The 19,812-nt window shown below is 65.9% G+C and carries 22 protein-coding genes; 10 read left to right on the top strand and 12 right to left on the bottom strand.

Annotated elements, in window-relative coordinates; translation table 11 throughout:
* Positions 1–101: 101 nt before the first annotated feature.
* A complete protein-coding gene (locus ABIC51_RS33470; protein ID WP_027788035.1) occupies positions 102–1,073 on the bottom strand; it encodes a thymidylate synthase in 972 nt (323 codons plus the stop codon).
* Positions 1,074–1,114: 41 nt separating this feature from the next.
* Positions 1,115–2,512 (bottom strand): sigma-54 dependent transcriptional regulator, encoded by a 1,398-nt coding sequence (locus ABIC51_RS33475; RefSeq protein WP_027788036.1) that lies wholly within the window; start codon positions 2,510–2,512, stop codon positions 1,115–1,117.
* A 609-nt stretch (positions 2,513–3,121) separates the two neighbouring features.
* Here ABIC51_RS33475 and ABIC51_RS33480 point away from each other — a divergent pair.
* A complete protein-coding gene (locus ABIC51_RS33480; protein ID WP_226128618.1) occupies positions 3,122–3,340 on the top strand; it encodes a hypothetical protein in 219 nt (72 codons plus the stop codon).
* A gap of 271 nt (positions 3,341–3,611) precedes the next feature.
* Entirely contained in the window at positions 3,612–4,112 is a 501-nt protein-coding gene (locus ABIC51_RS33485) for a dihydrofolate reductase (protein ID WP_060357421.1), read from the top strand.
* 85 nt (positions 4,113–4,197) lie between these two features.
* Here the strand turns inward: ABIC51_RS33485 and pmbA are convergent, their stop codons facing one another.
* Positions 4,198–5,568 (bottom strand): metalloprotease PmbA, encoded by a 1,371-nt coding sequence (gene pmbA / locus ABIC51_RS33490; RefSeq protein ID WP_027788039.1) that lies wholly within the window; start codon positions 5,566–5,568, stop codon positions 4,198–4,200.
* Positions 5,569–5,695: 127 nt separating this feature from the next.
* On the opposite strand from pmbA, the gene yjgA reads away from it, so the two are divergent.
* Together yjgA and mog are read left to right on the top strand one after the other, a co-directional pair.
* Entirely contained in the window at positions 5,696–6,298 is a 603-nt protein-coding gene (gene yjgA, locus ABIC51_RS33495) for a ribosome biogenesis factor YjgA (protein WP_272481468.1), read from the top strand.
* Complete coding sequence (gene mog, locus ABIC51_RS33500) at positions 6,282–6,896, top strand: molybdopterin adenylyltransferase (RefSeq protein ID WP_027788041.1); 615 nt, start codon at positions 6,282–6,284, stop codon at positions 6,894–6,896. The genes yjgA and mog overlap by 17 nt, the downstream gene beginning before the upstream one ends.
* A gap of 34 nt (positions 6,897–6,930) precedes the next feature.
* Here the strand turns inward: mog and orn are convergent, their stop codons facing one another.
* Positions 6,931–7,551, bottom strand: coding sequence for an oligoribonuclease (gene orn / locus ABIC51_RS33505; RefSeq protein WP_021159736.1), 621 nt, complete (start codon positions 7,549–7,551; stop codon positions 6,931–6,933).
* 117 nt (positions 7,552–7,668) lie between these two features.
* Between orn and ABIC51_RS33510 the strand changes: the two genes are divergently transcribed.
* The 3 genes from ABIC51_RS33510 to ABIC51_RS33520 all read left to right on the top strand — a co-directional run bounded on the left by ABIC51_RS33510 (position 7,669) and on the right by ABIC51_RS33520 (position 10,250).
* Positions 7,669–8,928 (top strand): M48 family metallopeptidase, encoded by a 1,260-nt coding sequence (locus ABIC51_RS33510; protein ID WP_021159737.1) that lies wholly within the window; start codon positions 7,669–7,671, stop codon positions 8,926–8,928.
* Positions 8,925–9,866, top strand: coding sequence for a ribosome small subunit-dependent GTPase A (gene rsgA / locus ABIC51_RS33515; protein ID WP_021159738.1), 942 nt, complete (start codon positions 8,925–8,927; stop codon positions 9,864–9,866). Before ABIC51_RS33510 ends, rsgA begins: the two co-directional genes overlap by 4 nt.
* 66 nt (positions 9,867–9,932) lie before the next feature.
* Entirely contained in the window at positions 9,933–10,250 is a 318-nt protein-coding gene (locus ABIC51_RS33520) for a putative signal transducing protein (protein ID WP_021159739.1), read from the top strand.
* A gap of 66 nt (positions 10,251–10,316) precedes the next feature.
* On the opposite strand, the gene ABIC51_RS33525 is transcribed toward ABIC51_RS33520, so the two are convergent.
* From ABIC51_RS33525 to rpsP, 6 genes are all read right to left on the bottom strand, one after another.
* On the bottom strand, positions 10,317–11,255 hold the full coding sequence (locus ABIC51_RS33525; protein WP_021159740.1) for a CobD/CbiB family protein: 939 nt from the start codon (positions 11,253–11,255) through the stop codon (positions 10,317–10,319).
* Positions 11,256–11,375: 120 nt separating this feature from the next.
* Positions 11,376–12,062 carry a CoA pyrophosphatase gene (locus ABIC51_RS33530; RefSeq protein WP_021159741.1) on the bottom strand — a complete coding sequence of 229 codons (687 nt, stop codon included), beginning with the start codon at positions 12,060–12,062 and terminating at the stop codon, positions 11,376–11,378.
* Between the two features lie 87 nt (positions 12,063–12,149).
* Positions 12,150–12,542 carry a 50S ribosomal protein L19 gene (rplS, locus tag ABIC51_RS33535; protein WP_006753174.1) on the bottom strand — a complete coding sequence of 131 codons (393 nt, stop codon included), beginning with the start codon at positions 12,540–12,542 and terminating at the stop codon, positions 12,150–12,152.
* 133 nt (positions 12,543–12,675) lie between these two features.
* A complete protein-coding gene (gene trmD, locus ABIC51_RS33540) occupies positions 12,676–13,470 on the bottom strand; it encodes a tRNA (guanosine(37)-N1)-methyltransferase TrmD (RefSeq protein WP_027788044.1) in 795 nt (264 codons plus the stop codon).
* Between the two features lies 1 nt (position 13,471).
* Positions 13,472–14,149, bottom strand: coding sequence for a ribosome maturation factor RimM (gene rimM / locus ABIC51_RS33545; protein ID WP_027788045.1), 678 nt, complete (start codon positions 14,147–14,149; stop codon positions 13,472–13,474).
* A gap of 42 nt (positions 14,150–14,191) precedes the next feature.
* Positions 14,192–14,446: a 30S ribosomal protein S16 gene (gene rpsP / locus ABIC51_RS33550; protein WP_006476550.1), complete on the bottom strand. Its 255-nt coding sequence runs from the start codon at positions 14,444–14,446 to the stop codon at positions 14,192–14,194.
* Between the two features lie 153 nt (positions 14,447–14,599).
* Between rpsP and ABIC51_RS33555 the strand changes: the two genes are divergently transcribed.
* Positions 14,600–15,739 carry a PQQ-dependent sugar dehydrogenase gene (locus ABIC51_RS33555; protein ID WP_175897851.1) on the top strand — a complete coding sequence of 380 codons (1,140 nt, stop codon included), beginning with the start codon at positions 14,600–14,602 and terminating at the stop codon, positions 15,737–15,739.
* Positions 15,740–15,848: 109 nt separating this feature from the next.
* The gene (locus tag ABIC51_RS33560; protein WP_027788047.1) at positions 15,849–16,316 is read left to right on the top strand and encodes an NINE protein; all 468 of its coding nucleotides are present in this window, start codon (positions 15,849–15,851) and stop codon (positions 16,314–16,316) included.
* Between the two features lie 49 nt (positions 16,317–16,365).
* On the opposite strand, the gene ABIC51_RS33565 is transcribed toward ABIC51_RS33560, so the two are convergent.
* Both ABIC51_RS33565 and ABIC51_RS33570 read right to left on the bottom strand, forming a co-directional pair.
* Positions 16,366–17,553, bottom strand: coding sequence for a PA0069 family radical SAM protein (locus tag ABIC51_RS33565; protein WP_124536772.1), 1,188 nt, complete (start codon positions 17,551–17,553; stop codon positions 16,366–16,368).
* Between the two features lie 90 nt (positions 17,554–17,643).
* Positions 17,644–18,132, bottom strand: coding sequence for an Lrp/AsnC ligand binding domain-containing protein (locus tag ABIC51_RS33570; protein ID WP_011351353.1), 489 nt, complete (start codon positions 18,130–18,132; stop codon positions 17,644–17,646).
* A gap of 145 nt (positions 18,133–18,277) precedes the next feature.
* Between ABIC51_RS33570 and ABIC51_RS33575 the strand changes: the two genes are divergently transcribed.
* Entirely contained in the window at positions 18,278–19,564 is a 1,287-nt protein-coding gene (locus ABIC51_RS33575) for a D-amino acid dehydrogenase (RefSeq protein ID WP_027788049.1), read from the top strand.
* Positions 19,565–19,812: the final 248 nt, after the last annotated feature.

The following is a 19,812-nucleotide window of genomic DNA, read 5'->3' on the forward strand; positions in this document are numbered from 1 at the left end:
CGCCGCAAACGTGAAACAAAATGGCCCGACCGGTATCAGCCGGTCGGGCCATTTTCCTGCGGGAAGCGGATCGATGCCTCCGCGCGGCCCGGGCCGCGCGATCAGACGGCCATCGGTGCGGTCAGCGGCTCGTGGTGACGATAGCCGACGAGCGAGAAATCCGACGGCTCGATCCGGTCCAGCCACTCCGGCTCATAGACGCCCGTCTTCGCGTAATCCGGCACACGCTCGGAAATCTCGAGCCGCGGGCTGTCGTAAGGCTCGCGCGTGAGCTGGCGCTGCAGCATGTCGAGCTGGTTCTCGTAGATGTGCGCGTCGCCGATGAAGTACGTGAACCAGCGCGGCGTGTAGCCGGTCAACCGGCCGACGAGCGCCAGCAGCGCGGCCCCTTCCGTCAGGTTGAACGGCGTGCCGAGGCCGACGTCGTTGCTGCGGATGTACAGGCACAGCGAGATTTCGCGCTTCGTAGCGTTCGGCAGGAACTGGTACAGCAGATGGCACGCGGGCAACGCGATCTGATCGAGCACGGCCGGGTTCCACGCGTGAAACAGGATGCGACGATCGGACGGGTTCTCCATGATCGTGTCCAGGCACTGGCGCAACTGGTCGATCGCCTTGTACAGCAGCACCTTCGGTGCGCCGTCTTCGTCGAAACGCGTAACGATCCGGAAGCCGCGGCGCGTCGCATCGGCGATCTGCGCGTCGGCGCCCGCGTCGAGCACCTTGTAGCCCGGCCACTGGCGCCATTGCACGCCGTACACGTCGCCGAGATCGTCGACGCCCTGGCGATACGGGTTCGCAAGCCACTGGGCATTCTCGTTCGCGTTCGCGTCCCACACCTTGCAGCCGAGCGCGCGGAAATCGGCCGCGCTGCGGGAAGCGCGCAGGAAACCGACCAGTTCGCCGATCGCCGACTTGAACGCGAGCTTCTTGGTCGTCACGGCCGGGAAGCCTTGCTGCAGGTCGAAGCGCAGCATCGCGCCCGGCATGCTGATGGTGCGGATCCCCGTGCGGTTCTCCTGCCAGGTGCCGGTATCGAGAATGGTACGAACGAGATCGAGATACTGTTTCATGCGGGTTCCTTCGGCCGCGAGGGCGGCCGTACCCGCCAATTTTAGCAAGCGTGATGCGGAAGCTCCTGCAACGGCGCCGAAAACCCTGTCAGCGTGTCGCCGCGATCGCGCATGCCGTGCGCACACATCAGCCGGTAGAGCGTGACGCGCGACACGCCGAGTTCGCGCGCGGCATCTGCGAAACGGCCGCGATGGCGCAACAGCGCCTGCTCGATCGCCTGCCGTTCGGCCGCCTCACGCGCCTCCAGCAGCGACACGGGTGCGAGTGTCGCAAATTCGTTCAGCTCGAGATCGGCGGCGGTGATCATCCGCCCCTCCGACATGACGATCGCGCGGCGCACGCGATTGATCAGTTCACGCACGTTGCCCGGCCACGAATAGCCGTACAGCGACGCGACCGCATCAGGCGAAAAGCCGCGCAGGCGGCGATGTGCGTCGCCCTTGAAACGCTCGAGCATGTGGCGCGCAAGTATCTCGATATCCTTGCCGCGCGCGCGCAGCGGCGGCTCCTCGATCTTCAGCACGCACAGGCGATGGAACAGGTCCTCGCGGAACCGTCCTTCGCGCAGCGCTGCGTCCATGTCCACGTGCGTCGCACAGATCACGCGCACGTCGACGGGCACCGATACGTGGGCACCGAGCCGCTCGATCTTGCCTTCCTGCAGGAAGCGCAGCAGGCTTGCCTGGCTTTCGAGCGGCAAGTCGCCGATCTCGTCGAGAAACAGCGTGCCGCCGTTGGCGGCCTCGACGCGGCCGATCTTGCGCTGGTTCGCGCCGGTGAACGCGCCGCGCTCATAGCCGAACAGCTCGGCCTGCAGCAGCGTCGACGGGATCGCGCCGCAATTGATCGCGATGAACGGCGCGTGCGCGCGCGACGAGCGCTCATGAATCGCGACCGCCGTCAGCTCCTTGCCCGTACCCGATTCGCCGGAGATGAACACCGGTGCGTCGGTCGCCGCGACGCGGCGAATCGTCCTGAAGAGCCCGAGCATCGCATCGCAGGTTCCGACCATTTCGCCTTCGCTGCGTCCCGTGCCGACGGGCGGTGCAGCGGTTTCGGTCAGCGCGACCATGCCGTGCGCATGACCGACGGTCTCGACGATCCGCGACGTCTCGTACGGCATCGTCACGTAGTCGAAACAGTAGTCACGAATAAGATGGCGCAGCGTGGCGTCCTGCAACTGGCCGCGGCGCGTCGCCGCGATCCAGCCGATGTGCTGAATGCTCAGACAGGATTCGAGTTCGCGCAGGTCCGAGGGCTTGAAGCCCGGCGAAAAATCCAGCAGCCCGGCCGTCGCGACACCGTGCTGCACGACGCGCCGTACGTCCCGCACGGTCTCCGCGAGATCGACACGCCAGCCGCATTCGTCGAAATGGCCGCGCAACGCGTCGTTCGGCTCGCGCGAATAGTAGATCACATGCCGCTGATCGACTCCCATATGCTCACCCCGTTCCTCAACCGTCTAACGATTGCCGTGCACGTCAGTATGCGTGCGAAAGGATCGAATCGGGGCAGCCGAAGGCGGCTCGATTCGCCATGCCGATGCTCGGCAACGACAAAGCCTCGCATGATGGCGCTTATCTCGCGTCCAGTTATTTTGATCAAGATAGCTTAGTTATAGGCACTGAATACGACAATCCGATTTCAGTGCCGCGGGCGATACGGCCGAATCGCTCAGGAGGTCGATGCATGTCAATCGTCTGCACATAGCACCTGTGCAGCGATGCATGCAGTCATCGACACATGCACCGATTTTCATCCTTGAAGCGTATCGATTGAATCCGCAGTATTCCCGAGCCCCCTCGTTTCAGGCCTGAAACATTTTCAGTCGTTTTCCGACGCAACTCGCAACGCTTGCGCACGAATCGCAGTCTCGACAACGGTCGCGGCGCGATGGCATGCATTTCGCTGAATAGGGAAACCGTCGGAGACATCGACCATGCGAAAACATCTTTTACTTTCTTTCGTGCCGATGACCATTGCGGTCGCGGCCGCCGGCCCGCCCTCGCCCGTACACGCAGACGAAAGCTCGAAGCCGGATCACGCCATGCTGCTTGCATCGAACGCGCCGGGCATGCAGCACGGTGTCGGATTCGGCATCGTGACCGTGTCGGCGCCGCAACCGCTGCCGGCCGGCAGGACGTCGGTGACACTGTGGGACGAGATCCCCCCGCCGCCCCAGTTGCCGATGCCGCTCCCGATACCGCAGCCGGGCGACGTGCAGCACGCGATGGAAGGCACCGCACAAGGCAGTACGCACCAATGACCGTCGATCGAGCCATTTGATCAGGATGACGTATTGATCCGGGCAGGCCGGAGAGCATCGATCAGTGGCTGCATTCGCGATCTCTCGACACGAAACGGTTTTGTGCTCCGTCCCCCGGCGGGCACGCTTTTTATTCATTCCGTCGCCGCGACGCGTGGCTTCGACCGTCGCGGCGCACAGCGCCGGAAGGCGGATGCGCGCACCCGGAACCGGTGCGCGCCGCCGTTCCGGTAGAATCGGCGCCATTCCGGTTTTCCTCTCCCCGACCTTCATGACGACGTTGACCCTGATCGTCGCGCGTGCCCGCAACGGCATCATCGGCCGCGACAACCAGTTGCCCTGGAAACTTCCCGAGGATCTCGCCTTCTTCAAGCGCACGACGATGGGCGCACCGATCGTGATGGGCCGCAAGACCCACGAGTCGATCGGCCGGCCGCTGCCGGGCCGCCGCAACATCGTCGTTACGCGCGATGCGGCGCGACGCTTCGACGGCTGCGACACGGTCACGTCGCTCGCCGACGCACTGGCGCTCGCCTCGCGCGACGGGGTGCCCGAGGCGTTCCTGATCGGTGGCGCGCAACTCTACACGGAAGGTCTCGCACTCGCCGACAAGCTGGTCGTCACCGAGATCGATGCCGACTTCGACGGTGACGCGTCGTTCCCGGCACCCGACGCCGAGCACTGGCAGGAAGTGTCGCGCGATGCGCACCAGGCGGCCGCGCCGAACACGTTCGGCTATGCGTTCGTCGTCTACGAGCGCAAGCGCGGCTGACGCATCGCGCGCAATAAAAAAGCCCGACCGGCTCACTCACGCCGTCGGGCTTTTTTGTTTGATGGCGGCCGATGCCGCGCGCCGCTTACTGCCCGGCGATCGTCATCTGCTCGATCAGCACCGAGCCGGTTTCCTTCGTGCCGCGCACGATCGAATCGGCGCCGATCGCGACGATATGCCGGAACATTTCCTGCAACGTGCTCGCGACGGTGATTTCCTCGACCGGATACTGGATCACGCCGTTCTCGACCCAGAAGCCCGCCGCGCCGCGCGAATAGTCGCCCGTCACGTAGTTCACGCCCTGCCCCATCAGCTCGGTCAGCAACAGGCCCGTGCCGAGCTTCTTCAGCATCGCGTCGAAATCGTCGCCCGGCTGCGTGTTCGAGCTACGCAGCGCGAGGTTGTGCGAGCCGCCTGCGTTGCCGGTGGTTTGCGTGCCGAGCTTGCGCGCCGAATAGGTCGACAGGAAGTAGCCTTCGACCACGCCATCCTTGACGACGCTGCGCGCACGCGTACGCACGCCTTCCTCGTCGAACGGCGCGCTGCCCATCGCGCGCGGCACGTGCGGATCCTCGACGACCTGGATGTGCGGCGCGAACACCGGCTTGCCGAGACTGTCGACCAGGAACGACGTCTTGCGGTACAGCGCACCGCCGCTCACCGCCTGGACGAATGCGCCGAGCAGGCCGGCCGCGAGCGGCGCCTCGAACAGCACGGGCACCTTGCGGGTGTCGAGACGGCGCGCGCCCATCCGCGCAAGCGCACGCTCGGCCGCATAACGGCCCACCGCTTCGGGCGCCGCAAGATCGGTCGCGCTGCGCTTCGACGAATACCAGTCGTCGCGCTGCATGTGGCGGCCGCTGCCCGCGATCGGCGCGCATGCGATGTAGTGGCGCGAGTACGGGTAGCCGGACAGGAAGCCACGCGACGTCGCGAGCACGAACTGCGAATGCTGGGCCGACACGCTCGCGCCTTCCGAATTGCGGATCTGCGGGCTGACCGCGAACGCGGCATCTTCCGCGCGGCGGGCGAGCTCGACGGCCTCGTCGGCCGTCAGTGCCCACGGGTGGTACAGATCGAGGTCGCGCGGGTCGGTTTCGAGCAGCTCGGCTTCAGCGAGGCCGGCGGCCTCGTCCTCGGCCGTGAAGCGCGCGATGTTGTAGGCGGCGGCGACGGTATCCTTGATCGCGCCCGGCGAGAAATCCGACGTGCTCGCGTTGCCGCGCTTCTTGCCGATGAACACGGTCACGCCGACCATCTTGTCGCGGTTGTGCTCGATCGTTTCGACTTCGCCGCGGCGCACCGACACCGACAGGCCGTCGCCCTCGGAGATTTCGGTCGCGGCATCCGTCGCGCCGAGGGCCTTCGCATGGCGAAGGATGTCCGAGGCGATTTCCTTGAGCTGGTCCTGCGTGTGCGGGAAATAGCGCGCTTGTACGTCGAGATTGGCTGCCATCGTCTTGATATCCGGTGGCGGGCGGGCGCCCGCATGTTCAAAATGTTGCGTATCCCGCGATCATAGCAAGGTCCGGGGCCGGACACCGACAAGCTTGGCGTGTCCGCGGCGCGATACAATGCCGTCCATGACACGCAAAACCCGAATCCAGCCGATCGAGCATGCCGTCGAGGACGACGACAATGGCTACGATCGCCCCAGCAAATCCCAGTTGAAACGCGAAATGCACGCGCTGCAGGAGCTCGGCCAGGCGCTCGTCGACCTGCCGAAGGACGCCCTCAAGCGCATGCCGATGCCCGAAGATCTCGCGGACGCCGTGCGCGAAGCCCGCCGGATCACCGATCACGAAGGCAAGCGCCGCCAGCTCCAGTACGTCGGCCGCGTGATGCGCTCGCTGACCGACGACGAGACGGCCGCGCTGCGCACCGCGCTCGACGCGCAGCGCGGCGTGAACAAGGCCGCGACGGCCCGCCTTCACTGGATCGAACGCACGCGCGAACAGCTGCTCGCGAACGACGATGCGCTGACCGAATTCCTGCGCCAGCACCCTGAAGCCGATATCCAGGAAGGCCGCACGCTGATCCGCAACGCACGCAAGGAAGCGCAGCAGGGCAAGCCGCCGCGCTATTTCCGCGAGCTGTTCCAGTGGATCAAGGCCGCCGGCGGCACGTCCGATGCGGACGACGAAGCGGCGGACGACGCCGGAGACGACCATGACGACGAAGCGTAACCACCCGGACGAGCTCGTCGTCGGCCTCGTGTCGATCAGCGACCGCGCGAGCACGGGCGTCTACGAAGACAAGGGCATTCCGGCGTTGCAGGAGTGGCTCGCCGGCGCGCTCACGTCGCCGTGGCGCGCCGAAACGCGCCTGATCCAGGACGATGCGCCCACGATCTCCGCCACGCTCGCCGAGCTCGTCGACGTCGCGGGGTGCGACCTCGTGCTGACGACCGGCGGCACGGGCCCCGCGCGCCGCGACGTGACGCCCGAGGCCACGCTGGCCGTGGCGACGAAGGAAATGCCCGGGTTCGGTGAACAGATGCGGCAGATCAGCCTGAATTTCGTGCCGACCGCGATCCTGTCGCGGCAGGTCGCGGTAATCCGCGAAACGGCCCAAGCCGACCATGCGGCGCTGATCATCAACCTGCCGGGCCAGCCGAAATCGATCCGGGAAACGCTCGAAGGGTTGCGCGATGCCGACGGCAAGTCGACCGTGCCCGGCATCTTCGCCGCGGTGCCCTACTGCATCGACCTGATCGGCGGCCCGTATATCGAGACCGACGCCGCGGTGGTCGCGGCGTTCCGGCCGAAAAGCGCGCGGCGCTGAGCCTGTACCCGGCGCCGGGCGCGTGCCGGCCCGCTCAGGCGGCCGGCGCGGACTCGCCTGCCGGAGCCGACGCGGCCGGAATCAGGAAATGCTCGCGGTAGTACTTCAGCTCGTCGATCGACTCGTGGATGTCCGCGAGCGCCGTGTGCATCGCCCGCTTCTGGAACCCCTTGTAGATCGCCGGTTGCCAGCGGCGGCACAGCTCCTTGAGCGTGCTGACGTCGAGGTTGCGGTAGTGGAAGAACCGCTCGAATTCGGGCATCCAGCGCGCCATGAAGCGGCGGTCCTGGCAGATCGAGTTGCCGCACATCGGCGACTTGCCGGGCGACACGTACTGCGCGAGGAAGGCCTGCAGCTGCGCGGCGGCGTCCGCCTCGGTCACGGTCGACGCGCGCACGCGGTCGATCAGGCCCGAGCGGCCGTGCGTCGACTTGTTCCAGTCGTCCATCTTCGCGAGCGTTTCGTCGCTCTGGTGGATCGCGAACACGGGGCCTTCGACGGCGACGTCGAGCGTGGAATTGGTCACGACGACCGCGATCTCGATGATGCGGTCGTTATCCGGGTCGAGGCCCGTCATCTCCATGTCGAGCCAGACGAGGTTCAACTCGTTGCGCACGAGCGCGGGCTGGCTGGTGGAAGCGGCGGTATCGGTCATGAGTCATCCTGGAAAATGGCGGGCAGCGCGCGGCGCCGCCCGGGCGGCCGGCATCGCATCAGCGGGCCCGGTCCGCAAGAACATATAATTCTCGCATAGAACCCTTTGGCGCCTTCGATGTCACCCTTTTCGTTCACCCTGCTGTTCGCGCTCGCCGTGCTCGCGATGGTCGTCACCAAGCTGTGGCTCGCGTCGCGGCAGATCCGCTTCGTCGCCGCGCACCGCAACGGCGTCCCCGCGCAGTTCAGCGCGACCATCCCGCTGACCGCCCACCAGCGCGCGGCCGACTATACGGTCGAGCGCACCCGGCTGACGATGCTCGAGATCGTCGTCAGCGCGGCCGTGCTGGTCGGCCTCACGCTGCTCGGCGGCGTCGGCGCGCTCGACACGCTGCTCACCGGCTGGCTCGGCCGCGGCTACGGGCAGCAGGTCGCGCTCGTCGCCGCGGTGCTCGTGATCACGAGCGCGATCGACGTCCCGTTCGAGTATTACCGCCAGTTCGGAATCGAACAGCGCTTCGGCTTCAACCGGATGACCAAGCGGCTGTTCTTCACCGACATGCTGAAAAACTCGCTGCTTGGCGCCGCGCTCGGCCTGCCGCTGCTGTTCGTCGTGCTGTGGCTGATGAACCAGGCCGGCAGCCTGTGGTGGCTGTGGACCTGGATCGTCTGGGTCGCGTTCCAGATGCTCGTGCTGCTGATCTACCCGACCTTCATCGCACCGATCTTCAACAAGTTCGAACCGCTCAAGGACGACGCGCTGCGCGCGCGCATCGAGTCGCTGATGAAGCGCTGCGGCTTCGCGGCGAAGGGCCTGTTCGTGATGGACGGCAGCCGCCGCTCCGCGCACGGCAACGCGTACTTCACTGGCTTCGGCGCCTCGAAGCGGATCGTGTTCTTCGACACGCTGCTCGCGCGGCTGTCCGGCCAGGAAATCGAGGCCGTGCTCGCGCACGAACTCGGCCACTTCAAGCGCCGCCACGTGATGAAGCGAATGCTCGTGTCGTTCGTGCTGAGCCTCGTGCTGCTCGCGCTGCTCGGCTGGCTTGCGCAGCGCACGTGGTTCTACACGGGGCTCGGCGTCACGCCGTCGCTCGACACGAGCAACGCGGGCGCCGCGCTCGTGCTGTTCTTCCTCGCGATTCCCGTGTTCCTGTTCTTCGCGACGCCGTTCGGCAGCCTCACGTCGCGCAAGCACGAATTCGAGGCCGACGCATTCGCGGCCAGCCAGACCGACGCGCAGGATCTCGTCAGCGCGCTCGTGAAGCTCTATGAGGACAATGCGTCGACGCTGACGCCCGACCCTGTCTATACGGCCTTCTACTACTCGCATCCGCCCGCCTCGCAGCGGATCGACCGCCTGCTGCAGCACGCATGAGCCGGCCGACCTCCCGCAAGCCGGCCCCGCGCGCGTCGGGCGCGCAGCGTGCCGAAGGCCGCGTGATCGCGGCGCACGGGCGTCACTACATCGTCGCGCCCGACGATGGCGGCCCGATGCTGCAGTGCTTCCCGCGCGGCAAGAAGAGCGATATCGCGGTCGGCGACCGTGTCGCGTACGAACTCGCCTCGGCCGACCAGGGCGTCATCGTCGAGATCGGCGAACGGCGCAACCTGCTGTACCGTTCCGACCAGTTCAAGTCGAAGCTGTTCGCGGCCAACCTCGACCAGTTGCTGATCGTGCTCGCGACCGAGCCCTATTTCAGCGAGGACTTGCTCGGCCGCGCGCTGATTGCCGCCGAGGCAAACGAGCTGAAGCCGCTCGTCGTGCTGAACAAGATCGACGTCGAAGCCGCGCTGCCGGTCGCGCGCGAGCGCCTCGCGCCCTACCGCGCACTCGGCTACGACGTGCTCGAGCTGTCGGTGAAAGGCTCGCCCGACGACGCGCGCGCGCAACTGATGCCGCACCTCGCCGGGCATTCGACGATCCTGCTCGGCCAGTCCGGGATGGGCAAGTCGACGCTCGTGAACCTGCTCGTTCCCGACGCCGAAGCCGCCACCCGCGAGATTTCGGCCGCGCTCAACAGCGGCCGTCACACGACGACGTTCACGCGCCTCTACCCGCTGGAAGGCGGCGGCGCCCTGATCGATTCGCCGGGCTTCCAGGAATTCGGCCTCTACCACCTGACGGAAGGCCGTCTCGAGCGCGCGTTTCCGGAGTTCCGGCCGCTGCTCGCGGACTGCCGTTTCTATAATTGCCATCATCTGCACGAACCCGGCTGCGCGATTCTCGAAGCCGTCGCCGACGGCCGCATCGCGCCGACACGGCATGCGCTGTATGCGCAGCTCGTGCACGAGGCAAGCCAGATCGTCCGCTGATCGCGCGGCACGCGCGCGGCGGCCAGCCGGTGCCATGCGGGCCGGCCCTCACCGACAGGAGCCGCGATGCGTTTCAAGGCACCCGATCTCGCGACGGCGCAGCATTGGGCCAACGTGCTCCAGGTGGCCGGCATCGGTTGCGAGCTGCATAACTGCTACGCGACCGGCGCACTCGGCGGCCTGCCTGCCGACGCGTGCACGCCCGAGCTGTGGCTCGACGACGAACGCGACGACGCGCTCGCGCGCCGGCTCCTCGATGCCGCTTCGCACGGCCCGTCCGCCGGCGCCGCGCCGTGGCGCTGCCGGCAGTGCGGGGAGGCGCTCGAGGCCCAGTTCACGGCCTGCTGGCAATGCGGCGCCGTGCGCGACCCGCGCGACGATTGACCCGCACAGCAAAAAGGCCGGCATCAAGCCGGCCTTTTGTCTTTCATCGGGCACCGCACTGCCCCGTCACGACACCCAGACGGCGAGCGTCAGCATCAGCAGCAGAATCATCCACAGGATCACCGCGCGCCAGACAAGGCCAACCGCGGATTGCAGCGTACGCGGCGTGCAATCGTCGCCGACCGTCAACGGACCGCTGTCACCGACCGCCAGCGCATCGAGGCTCGACGGTTCCGCGAGCGGCCCCGCGAGGCGTGCACCGAGCGCACCGCTACCGGCTGCCAGCAGGACGCCGTCGTTCGGATCGGGCCACTGGCGCGTATGGTTGCGCCACGCGTAGATCGCGTCCTCGAAGTTACCGACGATTGCAAAGCCGAGCGCGGTCAGTCGCGAGGGAATCCAGTCGATCACGAAGAACGCGCGCTGCGCGAACGTCGAAAAAGCTGCCGTGCGGTCGTCGCCCGGCGTCGACCAGCTGCGCGCGAGGTATTCGGAAATCCGGTACAGCACGGCGCCGGCCGGGCCGATCGGCAGCACGTACCAGAAGAACACGCCGAACACGTGACGATGCGATGCGACAACGGCGTGAATCAGCGTATGGCGGACGATTTCGCCGACCGGCATGTCGACCGTGTCGATACCCGTCCACTCGTGCAGGATTTCGCGCGCACGCGGCACGTCATCGTTGTTGAGCGCGAGGTGGATGTCGGTGAAGTAGTGGCTGAACTGGCGGAAGCCGAGCGTGAAATACACGACGACGACGTTCCAGATGAACGCGAGCACGAAGCTCACCTTGTACAGCAGGAAATAGATCAGCGCGACGATCAGCACCCACGGCAGCACGACCGCGAGCCATGCGAGGATGCCGTGCTTCTGCTTGCCTGCGTCGAGACCATGCGCGACGGTTTCCGCATGAAACTGGAACAGCGCGAACACCGGATTGTTCGGCGACAACGCGCGGACCTGTTCGATGATGAGGGCGAGGAGAACCGAAAAGAAAGTCATGCGTGGCGCCGTCTTCGGAGTTATGTCATTTTTTGCATAACGATAGCACAGCGTAAGCACCGGATGGCTGCCGGCGCGGTCGTGCGGCAGCCGGCCGCGCGCGCCGGCCGCCGTGCGCGCCTAGCCGGCGGCCAAGAAGCGGTACAGATTGCGCAACATGCCGGCAGTTGCGCCCCAGATGAAGTAATGCCCGCCGGGTTCGCCATTCGGATAGGGCATCGCAAAAAAACGACGCTCGCCGCCTTCCCAGCGAAACACCCGAACCTGATGGTTCGCGGGATTCATCAGGAACGCGAGCGGCACCTCGAAAATCTCGGCCACTTCGAACGTGTCGGCCTGCACGGTGAACGGCGGATGCACGAGGCCGACCACCGGCGTCACGCAGAAGCCCGTGCCGGTCAGGTAGTCGGGTAACGCGCCGAGGATCTCGACACGCTCGTCCGCCAGCCCGATCTCTTCCTTCGCCTCGCGCAACGCGGTTGCGGTCGCGTCACGATCGAACGGTTCGCGGCGACCGCCGGGGAAGCTGATCTGTCCGGCGTGGTCGTTCAGGTGGTCGGCGCGCTGGGTCAGCAGCATGGTGAGGCCGGACTCGCGGACGACGAGCGGGACGAGGACGGCCGCGCTACGCGGATCGACGCCCTCCTGCAGTCTCGCCTCGTCGGGCTCGACGCTCCACTCGAGCGTGCGCGCGAAACGGTCGCGCAGGCCGGACGGTGTCATCAGGCGGGAATCGATGGCCGGCAGGCCGGCGCCGGTGCCTTCGACCGGCAGGACTTCGGGATCGATGATGGGGCGGCGATTCAATGGGGCTCTCGTGTTTGTGTCGTATCGAGCATATTGTCGCGCCAGAATGAAAAAAGCACCCGGGTGGGTGCTTTTTCCTTACAGCTCTTACTCTTGGGAAGCTGCTGCGGCGCGATCCTTCGACACCAGCTTTTCCTTGATACGAGCCGACTTGCCCGAACGCTCGCGCAGGTAGTACAGCTTCGCACGACGCACATCACCGCGGCGCTTCACGACGATGCTTGCCAGCAGCGGCGAGTACGTCTGGAACGTACGCTCGACGCCTTCGCCCGACGAGATCTTGCGGACGATGAAATTCGAGTTCAGGCCACGGTTGCGAATAGCGATCACGACGCCTTCGTAGGCCTGAACGCGCTTGCGGTTACCTTCAACCACGTTCACGTTCACGATCACCGTATCGCCCGGGGCGAATTCGGGGATCGTCTTGCCGGCGAGCGCGCGCTCGATTTCTTCCTGCTCAAGTTTTGCGATCAGATTCATTACTGACTCCTTATGCCATCGTGTCGGCGTTGGCACCCGCCTGCTTCCAGGCCTGGCCCCGATAGAGGATGGATTCACATCAGGCGCCGCACACGCATGCACGACACCGCCAATTCCCGCCCGCGACACCGCCTCAGGAGGCGTCCTTCGCTTCGCGTGCGAGGTTCGCAAGCCACGCCTCGTCGGCCCGGCTCAACAACTTCTCGCGGCGCGCCCGGACGATCAGGTCCGGCCGCTTCCGCAACGTATTCCTCAATGCTTCCTGGCGCCGCCACCGCTCGATCTCGGCATGATGCCCACCGAGCAGTACGTCCGGCACGCGCATGCCATCGTATTCCTCGGGGCGCGTGTAGTGCGGACAATCGAGCAGGCCGTCGGCGAAACTGTCCTGCACGGCCGACAGCGAATCGTTCAGCACGCCGGGCAGCAACCGCACGACCGCATCCATCATCGCCATCGCCGGCAGTTCGCCGCCCGACAATACGAAATCGCCGAGGCTGATTTCCTCGTCGACGCAACGATCGAGCAGGCGCTGGTCGATCGCTTCATAACGGCCGCACAGCACGACAACGCCGGGTTCCTGCGCCATCCGCACCGCGCGATCGTGCGTGAGCGGTGCGCCTTGCGGCGACATCATCACGACACGCGTGCTCGCGATACCCTGTTCCGCCTGCGCCGCTTTCGCGGCATCGATCGCGGCTTCGAGCGGCCTGGCCAGCATCACCATGCCCGGACCGCCGCCGTACGGACGATCGTCGACCGTGCGGTAGTTGTCCGTCGTGAAATCACGCGGGTTCCAGGTGCGCAACCCGAAGCGCCCTTGCTTGACGGCCCGGCTGGTGATCCCCCAGTCGGTCAGTGCACGGAACATCTCGGGAAAGAGCGTGACGACGTCGAACTGCACCGCGCTCTCGGTAACCTGGTTCATTTCAGTAATCGGCTTCCCAGTCGACGACGATGCGACGCGCCGCCTGATCCACCGTTTTGACGTATACGCCGACGAACGGAATCAACCGCTCGTCGGTGGTCGGCTGACCGTCTTTGCCGGTCGCCGGATACTCGACACGCATGATCGAATGCACGCCGTTGTCGATCATCCCGCTCACCTTTCCGAGCGCCACCGATTGCTCGTTGACGACATCGAGACCGATCAGGTCGACCCAATAGAATTCGTCCGCGGCCAATGCCGGGAAATCTTCCCGGCGCACGAACACGCGAAAACCGCGCATGGCCAGCGCGGCATCGCGGTCGCTCACGCCCGCGGGTTGCGCAACGACAGTGTCGCTGTGCGTCTTCGACTGCAGGATGCGGACGGAAAGCCGCTCCGCACCGCGCTCCAGCCACCAGCGGCGCGCCTTGAGCAGCGCGTCGCCACCGCGACCGGCGTCGGCATGCGTCGCCACCTTGACCCAACCCTTCAGGCCATAGGCGTCGACCACAGCCCCGACCTCGACGGCATCGTCGGGCCAGGCTTGCGCCACTTCGAGACTGCCCTGCTCGGCAGCCTGACCGGCGTTCGCGACAACGTCGCGCTCGACCGGCTTGCGGACGAATGCGCCAAACGACGCACGCCCGCGCCTTGCATTACCGGAATCGTGACCCGCCATCAATGCACCTCACAGCCGGCACGACCGGCACACCGTGCCATGTTAGGCAGCCGGTTGCGCCTTTTGCGCTTCCTTCACGAGACGCTGGACGGTCGGCGACAGTTGCGCGCCAACGCCTTGCCAGTACGTCAGGCGATCCTGAGCGATACGCAGCGATTCGCCCTTAGTGGCGACCGGGTTGTAGAAGCCGACGCGCTCGATGAAGCGGCCGTCACGACGGTTGCGCGAATCGGTAGCAACGATGTTGTAGAACGGGCGCTTCTTCGAGCCGCCACGAGCCAGACGGATGATAACCATATAATGTCCTTCGGGAAAACCGGGTTCGAAACTACTGAAACACGCGATTATAGCCGGAAACCAGAGGTACAACAAACACTTACGCGCAAAAAATCCGCGGGCGGCCTGTCCGCCGGGCATAGAATCGTCGTGTCCGGGACGTTCCACACCGTCATGCCGCCCCTTCGCGCCGCCTCGATGCGCCGCAAGCAGCACCGTTTTGCGGCGCTGCTTGCCGGCCTTGCCTGCCTCGTATCCGCAATGGCGTCAGCCGCGCCGCTGCCGGTGGGCGAACTCGTCGTGCCGCCCGGCTTCCACGTCGAAGTGCTGGCCGACGCGGTACCGACCGCGCGCGAAATGGCGTGGTCGCCACGCGGCATCCTGTATGTCGGCACGCGGGAAGGCCGCGTGCACGCGTTCGTGATGCACGAGGGCCGGATCAGCGCGCGCTACGTGATCGCTTCCGGGCTCGACATGCCCGTCGGTGTCGCCTACCGTGACGGCGCACTCTATATATCAGCCGTATCGCGCATCCTGCGGCTCGATCGCATCGACGACCGGCTCGCCACGCCGCCCGCACCCGCCGTCGTCACCGACGCGCTGCCGACCGAACACCATCACGGCTGGAAATTCATCGCGTTCGGCCCCGACGGCAAGCTGTACGTGCCGACCGGCGCACCGTGCAACGTCTGTCTCGCCGATCGCAGCCGCTACGCGATCATCGCGCGCATGAAGGCGGACGGCAGCGGGAGCGAGGTTGTCGCCCGCGGCATACGCAATACGGTCGGCTTCGCGTGGCACCCCGATTCGGGCGAGCTGTGGTTTACCGACAACGGGCGCGACATGATGGGCGACGACGTGCCCGACGACAAGCTGAACCGCGCACCGCGCGCGGGCCTCGACTTCGGCTTCCCGTACTGCCATGGCGGCGACACGCCCGACCCCGAATTCGGCAGCCCCGACGTTTGCCGCCGCTACGCGCCGCCCGTATTGAAACTCGGTGCACACGTCGCGGCCCTTGGCATGCGCTTCTATACAGGGCCGATGTTTCCGGCGTCGTACCGCAACAACGCGTTCATTGCCGAACACGGCTCGTGGAACCGCAGCACGAAGGTCGGCTACCGCGTGATGCGTGTTGTGGTCTCGGCGGACGGCAGCCACGCGCGCCAGACTCCGTTCGTCACGGGCTGGCTGCGGCCCGACGGCACGGTATGGGGACGCCCTGCCGACGTGCTGCCGCTGCCGGACGGCTCGCTGCTCGTCAGCGACGACTACGCGGGCGCAATCTATCGCGTGACCTATGCGGCACCTTGACGCAGTACAGGGGTGACCGGCCCCGACCGGGCATCGTAGAATGCGTGCCGGGCCGCGCGCCCGCGCCGGCCCGCCGGCCGCCCATGCCAACGACAATACGCCGCCATCCATGTCCAGCAGCACCGCACCGTCCCGCCGCTTCCGCTCCAAGACGCTCACCGCCGCCCTCGCGTTCCTGTTCGGTTCGCTCGGCGCGCACCGCTTCTATCTGTATGGCTTTCGCGACGTGTACGGCTGGGCGCACCTGCTCGCGACGATCGTCGGCATCCCGGGCTTCCTCTTGCTCGCCGCGACCCAGCGCAGCGCCGGCCTCGGCTGGTGGCTTGCGGTACCCGGCGCAATCTCGCTGCTGGCCGCCTTCCTCGCCGCGCTCGTCTACGGGCTGCGTCCCGACGAAAAATGGGACGCGCAATTCAACGCGGAGACGGGCAGGCAAAGCAAGTCGGGCTGGACCGTGATCTTCGTGGTGATCTTCTCGCTGCTGATCGGCGCGTTCCTGCTGATGACCGCGCTCGCACTGTCGTTCCAGACGTATTTCGAGTCGCAGGTCGAAGCGGCCAAGCAGATTTCGCAGTAAGCGCAACGAACGCGACGCACCGGCACCCCGCGCTGGCTTGGCGCACCGATCAGAACAGGTTCAATTGCATGTCGTCGCGCGCCTGCGTCGATCGCGTGCGGGCTGAACGAACAGCAACACGCGGCACCGGCGCTGCGGCGGCAGGCGTGCCGCGAAACTGCGACAGATCGAGAATGCCGTTCGTGCGCTCGTTCAGCCCGAGCCGCTTGACGGCCTGGCGGAAGCGCTGCCGCAGCAAGTCGGCCCAGATTCCCTCGCCCTTCATCCGTTTCGAGAAATCCGAGTCGTAGTCTTTCCCGCCGCGCATGTCGCGCACGCGGTTCATCACGCGCTCCGCGCGGTCGGGAAAATGCGCGGCCAGCCAGCTCTTGAACAGCGGCGCGACTTCCCACGGTAACCTCAGGATGATGTAGCTCGCATGCGTCGCGCCGGCTTCCGCGCATGCCTCGAGCACACGCTCCATGTCGGGCTCGGTGACGAACGGAATCACCGGCGCAATACTCACGCCGACCGGCACGCCCGCCTCGCTCAGCGCACGAATCGTACGCAACCGTCGCGCCGGCGTCGCCGCGCGCGGCTCGAGCGTGCGCGCGAGATCGGCGTCGAGCGTCGTGATCGTGACCGCCGCCATCACCTGCTTGCGCTCGGCCATCGGCGCGAGCAAGTCGAGATCGCGCTCGATCAGCGACGACTTCGTGATCGCCGCGAACGGCAACCCGCGATCGTGCATCACCTGAATCACGCTGCGCGTGATGCGCAAGTCGCGCTCGACCGGCTGGTAGGCGTCGGTGTTGACGCCGAGCGCGATCGGCTCCGGCACGTAGCGCTTGCGCGAAATCTCGCGCTCGAGCAACTCGGCCGCATTGACCTTCGCATAGATGCGGCTTTCGAAATCGAGCCCCGGCGACAAGCCGAGATAACTGTGCGTCGGACGCGCAAAGCAGTAGATGCACCCGTGCTCGCAACCGCGATACGGATTGAGCGATACGCTGAATGGAATATCGGGCGACTGGTTGTGCGTCAGGATGCTCTTCGCCCGCTCCTCGAATACCTGCGTGCGCAGCGGCGCGGGGAAATCGGCATCGTCCGACTCGTGTGTCCAGCCGTCGTCGACCGCTTCACGCTGGGCGATCTCGTATCGCCCCTGCAGGTTGTCGACCGCACCGCGCCCCTTGCGGGGCACGGGCGGCGCTATCGGAAATTCGTTGTCGGATCGATCGTCCATATGCCCACCCATTCGCCTGCGCCCAATACTGTACATTTATACAGTATTGGGCGCAGCGTGCCAAGGGCGGGATAAAGGGCCCGGCGGCCTGCCGCCGGTACGTCAGTCGCCCACCGCGATCGTCAGCGTCTCCTTGATTTCTTCCATCACGACATAGCTCTTCGACTGCACGGCGCCGGGCAACTGCAGCAGGATGTCGCCGAGCAGCTTGCGGTAGTCGGCCATTTCGCCGATCCGCGCCTTGATCAGGTAGTCGAAATCGCCGGACACGAGATGACACTCGAGCACCTCGTCGATCTTCATCACTTCCCGGCGGAATTGCTCGAACATGTTGCCGCCCTTGTGGCCGAGCGTGATCTCGACGAACACCAGCAGCGCGGCATCCAGCTGGTGGGGATCGACACGCGCGTGATAACCGGTGATCACGCCGTCCCGCTCCATGCGCCGCACACGCTCGATGCACGGCGTGACGGTCAGTCCGACCTGTTCCGCGAGGTCCTTCATCGCCATCCGGCCGTCGTCCTGGAGCAGTTTCAGGATGCGCCGGTCGAGCTTGTCGAGCGAGCGTACGGGCTGACGTTGCGTTCTCATTTGTTTATGCTGAAAACCTGAAAAATACGATAACAAAACCTACACATTCGACAATACCATAGCGCAAAAAACTAGATCAGCTAGAGGTTACACGGAGCCGCAGGTGCGCCCGGCCTCGATCTGGTCCCTTCCATCTGGAGCAGCTATGCGAGTCGTCATTCTGGGCAGCGGTGTGGTGGGCGTGGCAAGCGCGTATTACCTCGCGCGCGCCGGTCATGAAGTCACGGTGATCGACCGGGAGGCCGGCCCGGCGCTCGAGACGAGCTTCGCGAACGCTGGCCAGATCTCCCCCGGCTATGCCGCGCCGTGGGCCGCCCCCGGCGTGCCGCTGAAGGCCGTCAAATGGATGTTCGAGAAACACGCGCCGCTCGCGATCCGCCTCGACGGCACGCGCTTCCAGCTCCAGTGGATGTACCAGATGCTGCGCAACTGCACGGCCGAGCGCTATGCAGTCAACAAGGGCCGCATGGTTCGCCTCGCCGAATACAGCCGCGACTGCCTGCAGGCGCTGCGCGCCGATACCGGCATCCAGTACGAAGGCCGCACGGGCGGCACGCTGCAACTGTTCCGCACGCAGCAGCAACTCGACGGTGCAGCGAAGGACATCGCCGTCCTTCAGGAAGCGAACGTGCCGTTCGAACTGCTGTCGCCGGCCGACCTGAAGAATGCCGAACCGGCCCTCGCCGCCGTTTCGCACAAGCTGACGGGCGGCCTGCGCCTGCCGGGCGACGAAACGGGCGACTGCCAGCTGTTCACGACGCGCCTCGCGGCACTCGCGGAATCGCTCGGCGTGAAGTTCCGCTACAACACGCCGATCGATGCGCTCGCGATCGCGGGCGGCAAGATCGCCGGCGTGCAGTGCGGCAGCGAGACGGTGCGTGCGGACGCGTACGTCGTCGCGCTCGGCTCGTACTCGACCAGCTTCATCTCGAACCTGATGAAGATCCCCGTCTATCCGCTGAAGGGCTATTCGATCACCGCGCCGATCGTCAACGAAGCGGCCGCGCCCGTGTCGACCGTGCTCGACGAAACCTACAAGATCGCGATCACGCGTTTCGACCAGCGCATCCGCGTCGGCGGCATGGCGGAAATCGTCGGCTTCGACAAGAAGCTGCGCGCCGCGCGCCGCGAAACGCTCGAAATGTGCGTGAACGACCTGTTCCCGGGCGGCGGTGATACGTCGAAGGCAACGTTCTGGACGGGCCTGCGCCCGATGACGCCGGACGGCACGCCGATCGTCGGCCGCACGCCGGTGTCGAACCTGTTCCTGAACACCGGCCACGGCACGCTCGGCTGGACGATGTCGTGCGGTTCGGGCCAACTGCTCGCGGACCTGATCTCGGGCAAGATGCCTGCGATCCAGGCTGACGACCTGTCGGTACACCGTTACCTGAAGGACGTGGCAGGCCAGACGCGCCCGGCCTACGCATAAGCCGCAGCCGCCCGCGGCAATGCGGGCCTGCTGGCCGGCATCAAAGAGAAAGGCGCTCCGGGGCGCCTTTTTCATGACCTCGAGTGTCCCGCGAAGAATCAGAACTGGTCTTCCGTCAACGCGAGCACGCCCTCGTTGCCCTTCGTGCCGACGATCGACGCCTCGAGCGCGCCTGCCTGCACCAGCACCTGCTCCGCATAGAGCTGCGCGATCGCGATCTTCGCGCCGAAGAACGCCGGGTCGCTCGC

Origin of the sequence: Burkholderia sp. 572, assembly GCF_040545135.1 — a bacterium.
In the GTDB taxonomy this organism is placed as follows: Bacteria; Pseudomonadota; Gammaproteobacteria; order Burkholderiales; family Burkholderiaceae; genus Burkholderia; species Burkholderia cepacia.

Excerpts from the sequence above, each read along its gene's own strand:
- ABIC51_RS33470 (WP_027788035.1), bottom strand. The coding sequence starts at position 1,073 with ATGAAACAGTATCTCGATCTCGTTCGTACCATTCTCGATACCGGCACC.
- ABIC51_RS33475 (WP_027788036.1), bottom strand. The coding sequence starts at position 2,512 with ATGGGAGTCGATCAGCGGCATGTGATCTACTATTCGCGCGAGCCGAAC.
- ABIC51_RS33480 (WP_226128618.1), top strand. The coding sequence starts at position 3,122 with ATGCTGCTTGCATCGAACGCGCCGGGCATGCAGCACGGTGTCGGATTC.
- ABIC51_RS33485 (WP_060357421.1), top strand. The coding sequence starts at position 3,612 with ATGACGACGTTGACCCTGATCGTCGCGCGTGCCCGCAACGGCATCATC.
- pmbA (WP_027788039.1), bottom strand. The coding sequence starts at position 5,568 with ATGGCAGCCAATCTCGACGTACAAGCGCGCTATTTCCCGCACACGCAG.
- yjgA (WP_272481468.1), top strand. The coding sequence starts at position 5,696 with ATGACACGCAAAACCCGAATCCAGCCGATCGAGCATGCCGTCGAGGAC.
- mog (WP_027788041.1), top strand. The coding sequence starts at position 6,282 with ATGACGACGAAGCGTAACCACCCGGACGAGCTCGTCGTCGGCCTCGTG.
- orn (WP_021159736.1), bottom strand. The coding sequence starts at position 7,551 with ATGACCGATACCGCCGCTTCCACCAGCCAGCCCGCGCTCGTGCGCAAC.
- ABIC51_RS33510 (WP_021159737.1), top strand. The coding sequence starts at position 7,669 with ATGTCACCCTTTTCGTTCACCCTGCTGTTCGCGCTCGCCGTGCTCGCG.
- rsgA (WP_021159738.1), top strand. The coding sequence starts at position 8,925 with ATGAGCCGGCCGACCTCCCGCAAGCCGGCCCCGCGCGCGTCGGGCGCG.
- ABIC51_RS33520 (WP_021159739.1), top strand. The coding sequence starts at position 9,933 with ATGCGTTTCAAGGCACCCGATCTCGCGACGGCGCAGCATTGGGCCAAC.
- ABIC51_RS33525 (WP_021159740.1), bottom strand. The coding sequence starts at position 11,255 with ATGACTTTCTTTTCGGTTCTCCTCGCCCTCATCATCGAACAGGTCCGC.
- rplS (WP_006753174.1), bottom strand. The coding sequence starts at position 12,542 with ATGAATCTGATCGCAAAACTTGAGCAGGAAGAAATCGAGCGCGCGCTC.
- trmD (WP_027788044.1), bottom strand. The coding sequence starts at position 13,470 with ATGAACCAGGTTACCGAGAGCGCGGTGCAGTTCGACGTCGTCACGCTC.
- rimM (WP_027788045.1), bottom strand. The coding sequence starts at position 14,149 with ATGGCGGGTCACGATTCCGGTAATGCAAGGCGCGGGCGTGCGTCGTTT.
- rpsP (WP_006476550.1), bottom strand. The coding sequence starts at position 14,446 with ATGGTTATCATCCGTCTGGCTCGTGGCGGCTCGAAGAAGCGCCCGTTC.
- ABIC51_RS33555 (WP_175897851.1), top strand. The coding sequence starts at position 14,600 with ATGCCGCCCCTTCGCGCCGCCTCGATGCGCCGCAAGCAGCACCGTTTT.
- ABIC51_RS33560 (WP_027788047.1), top strand. The coding sequence starts at position 15,849 with ATGTCCAGCAGCACCGCACCGTCCCGCCGCTTCCGCTCCAAGACGCTC.
- ABIC51_RS33565 (WP_124536772.1), bottom strand. The coding sequence starts at position 17,553 with ATGGGTGGGCATATGGACGATCGATCCGACAACGAATTTCCGATAGCG.
- ABIC51_RS33570 (WP_011351353.1), bottom strand. The coding sequence starts at position 18,132 with ATGAGAACGCAACGTCAGCCCGTACGCTCGCTCGACAAGCTCGACCGG.
- ABIC51_RS33575 (WP_027788049.1), top strand. The coding sequence starts at position 18,278 with ATGCGAGTCGTCATTCTGGGCAGCGGTGTGGTGGGCGTGGCAAGCGCG.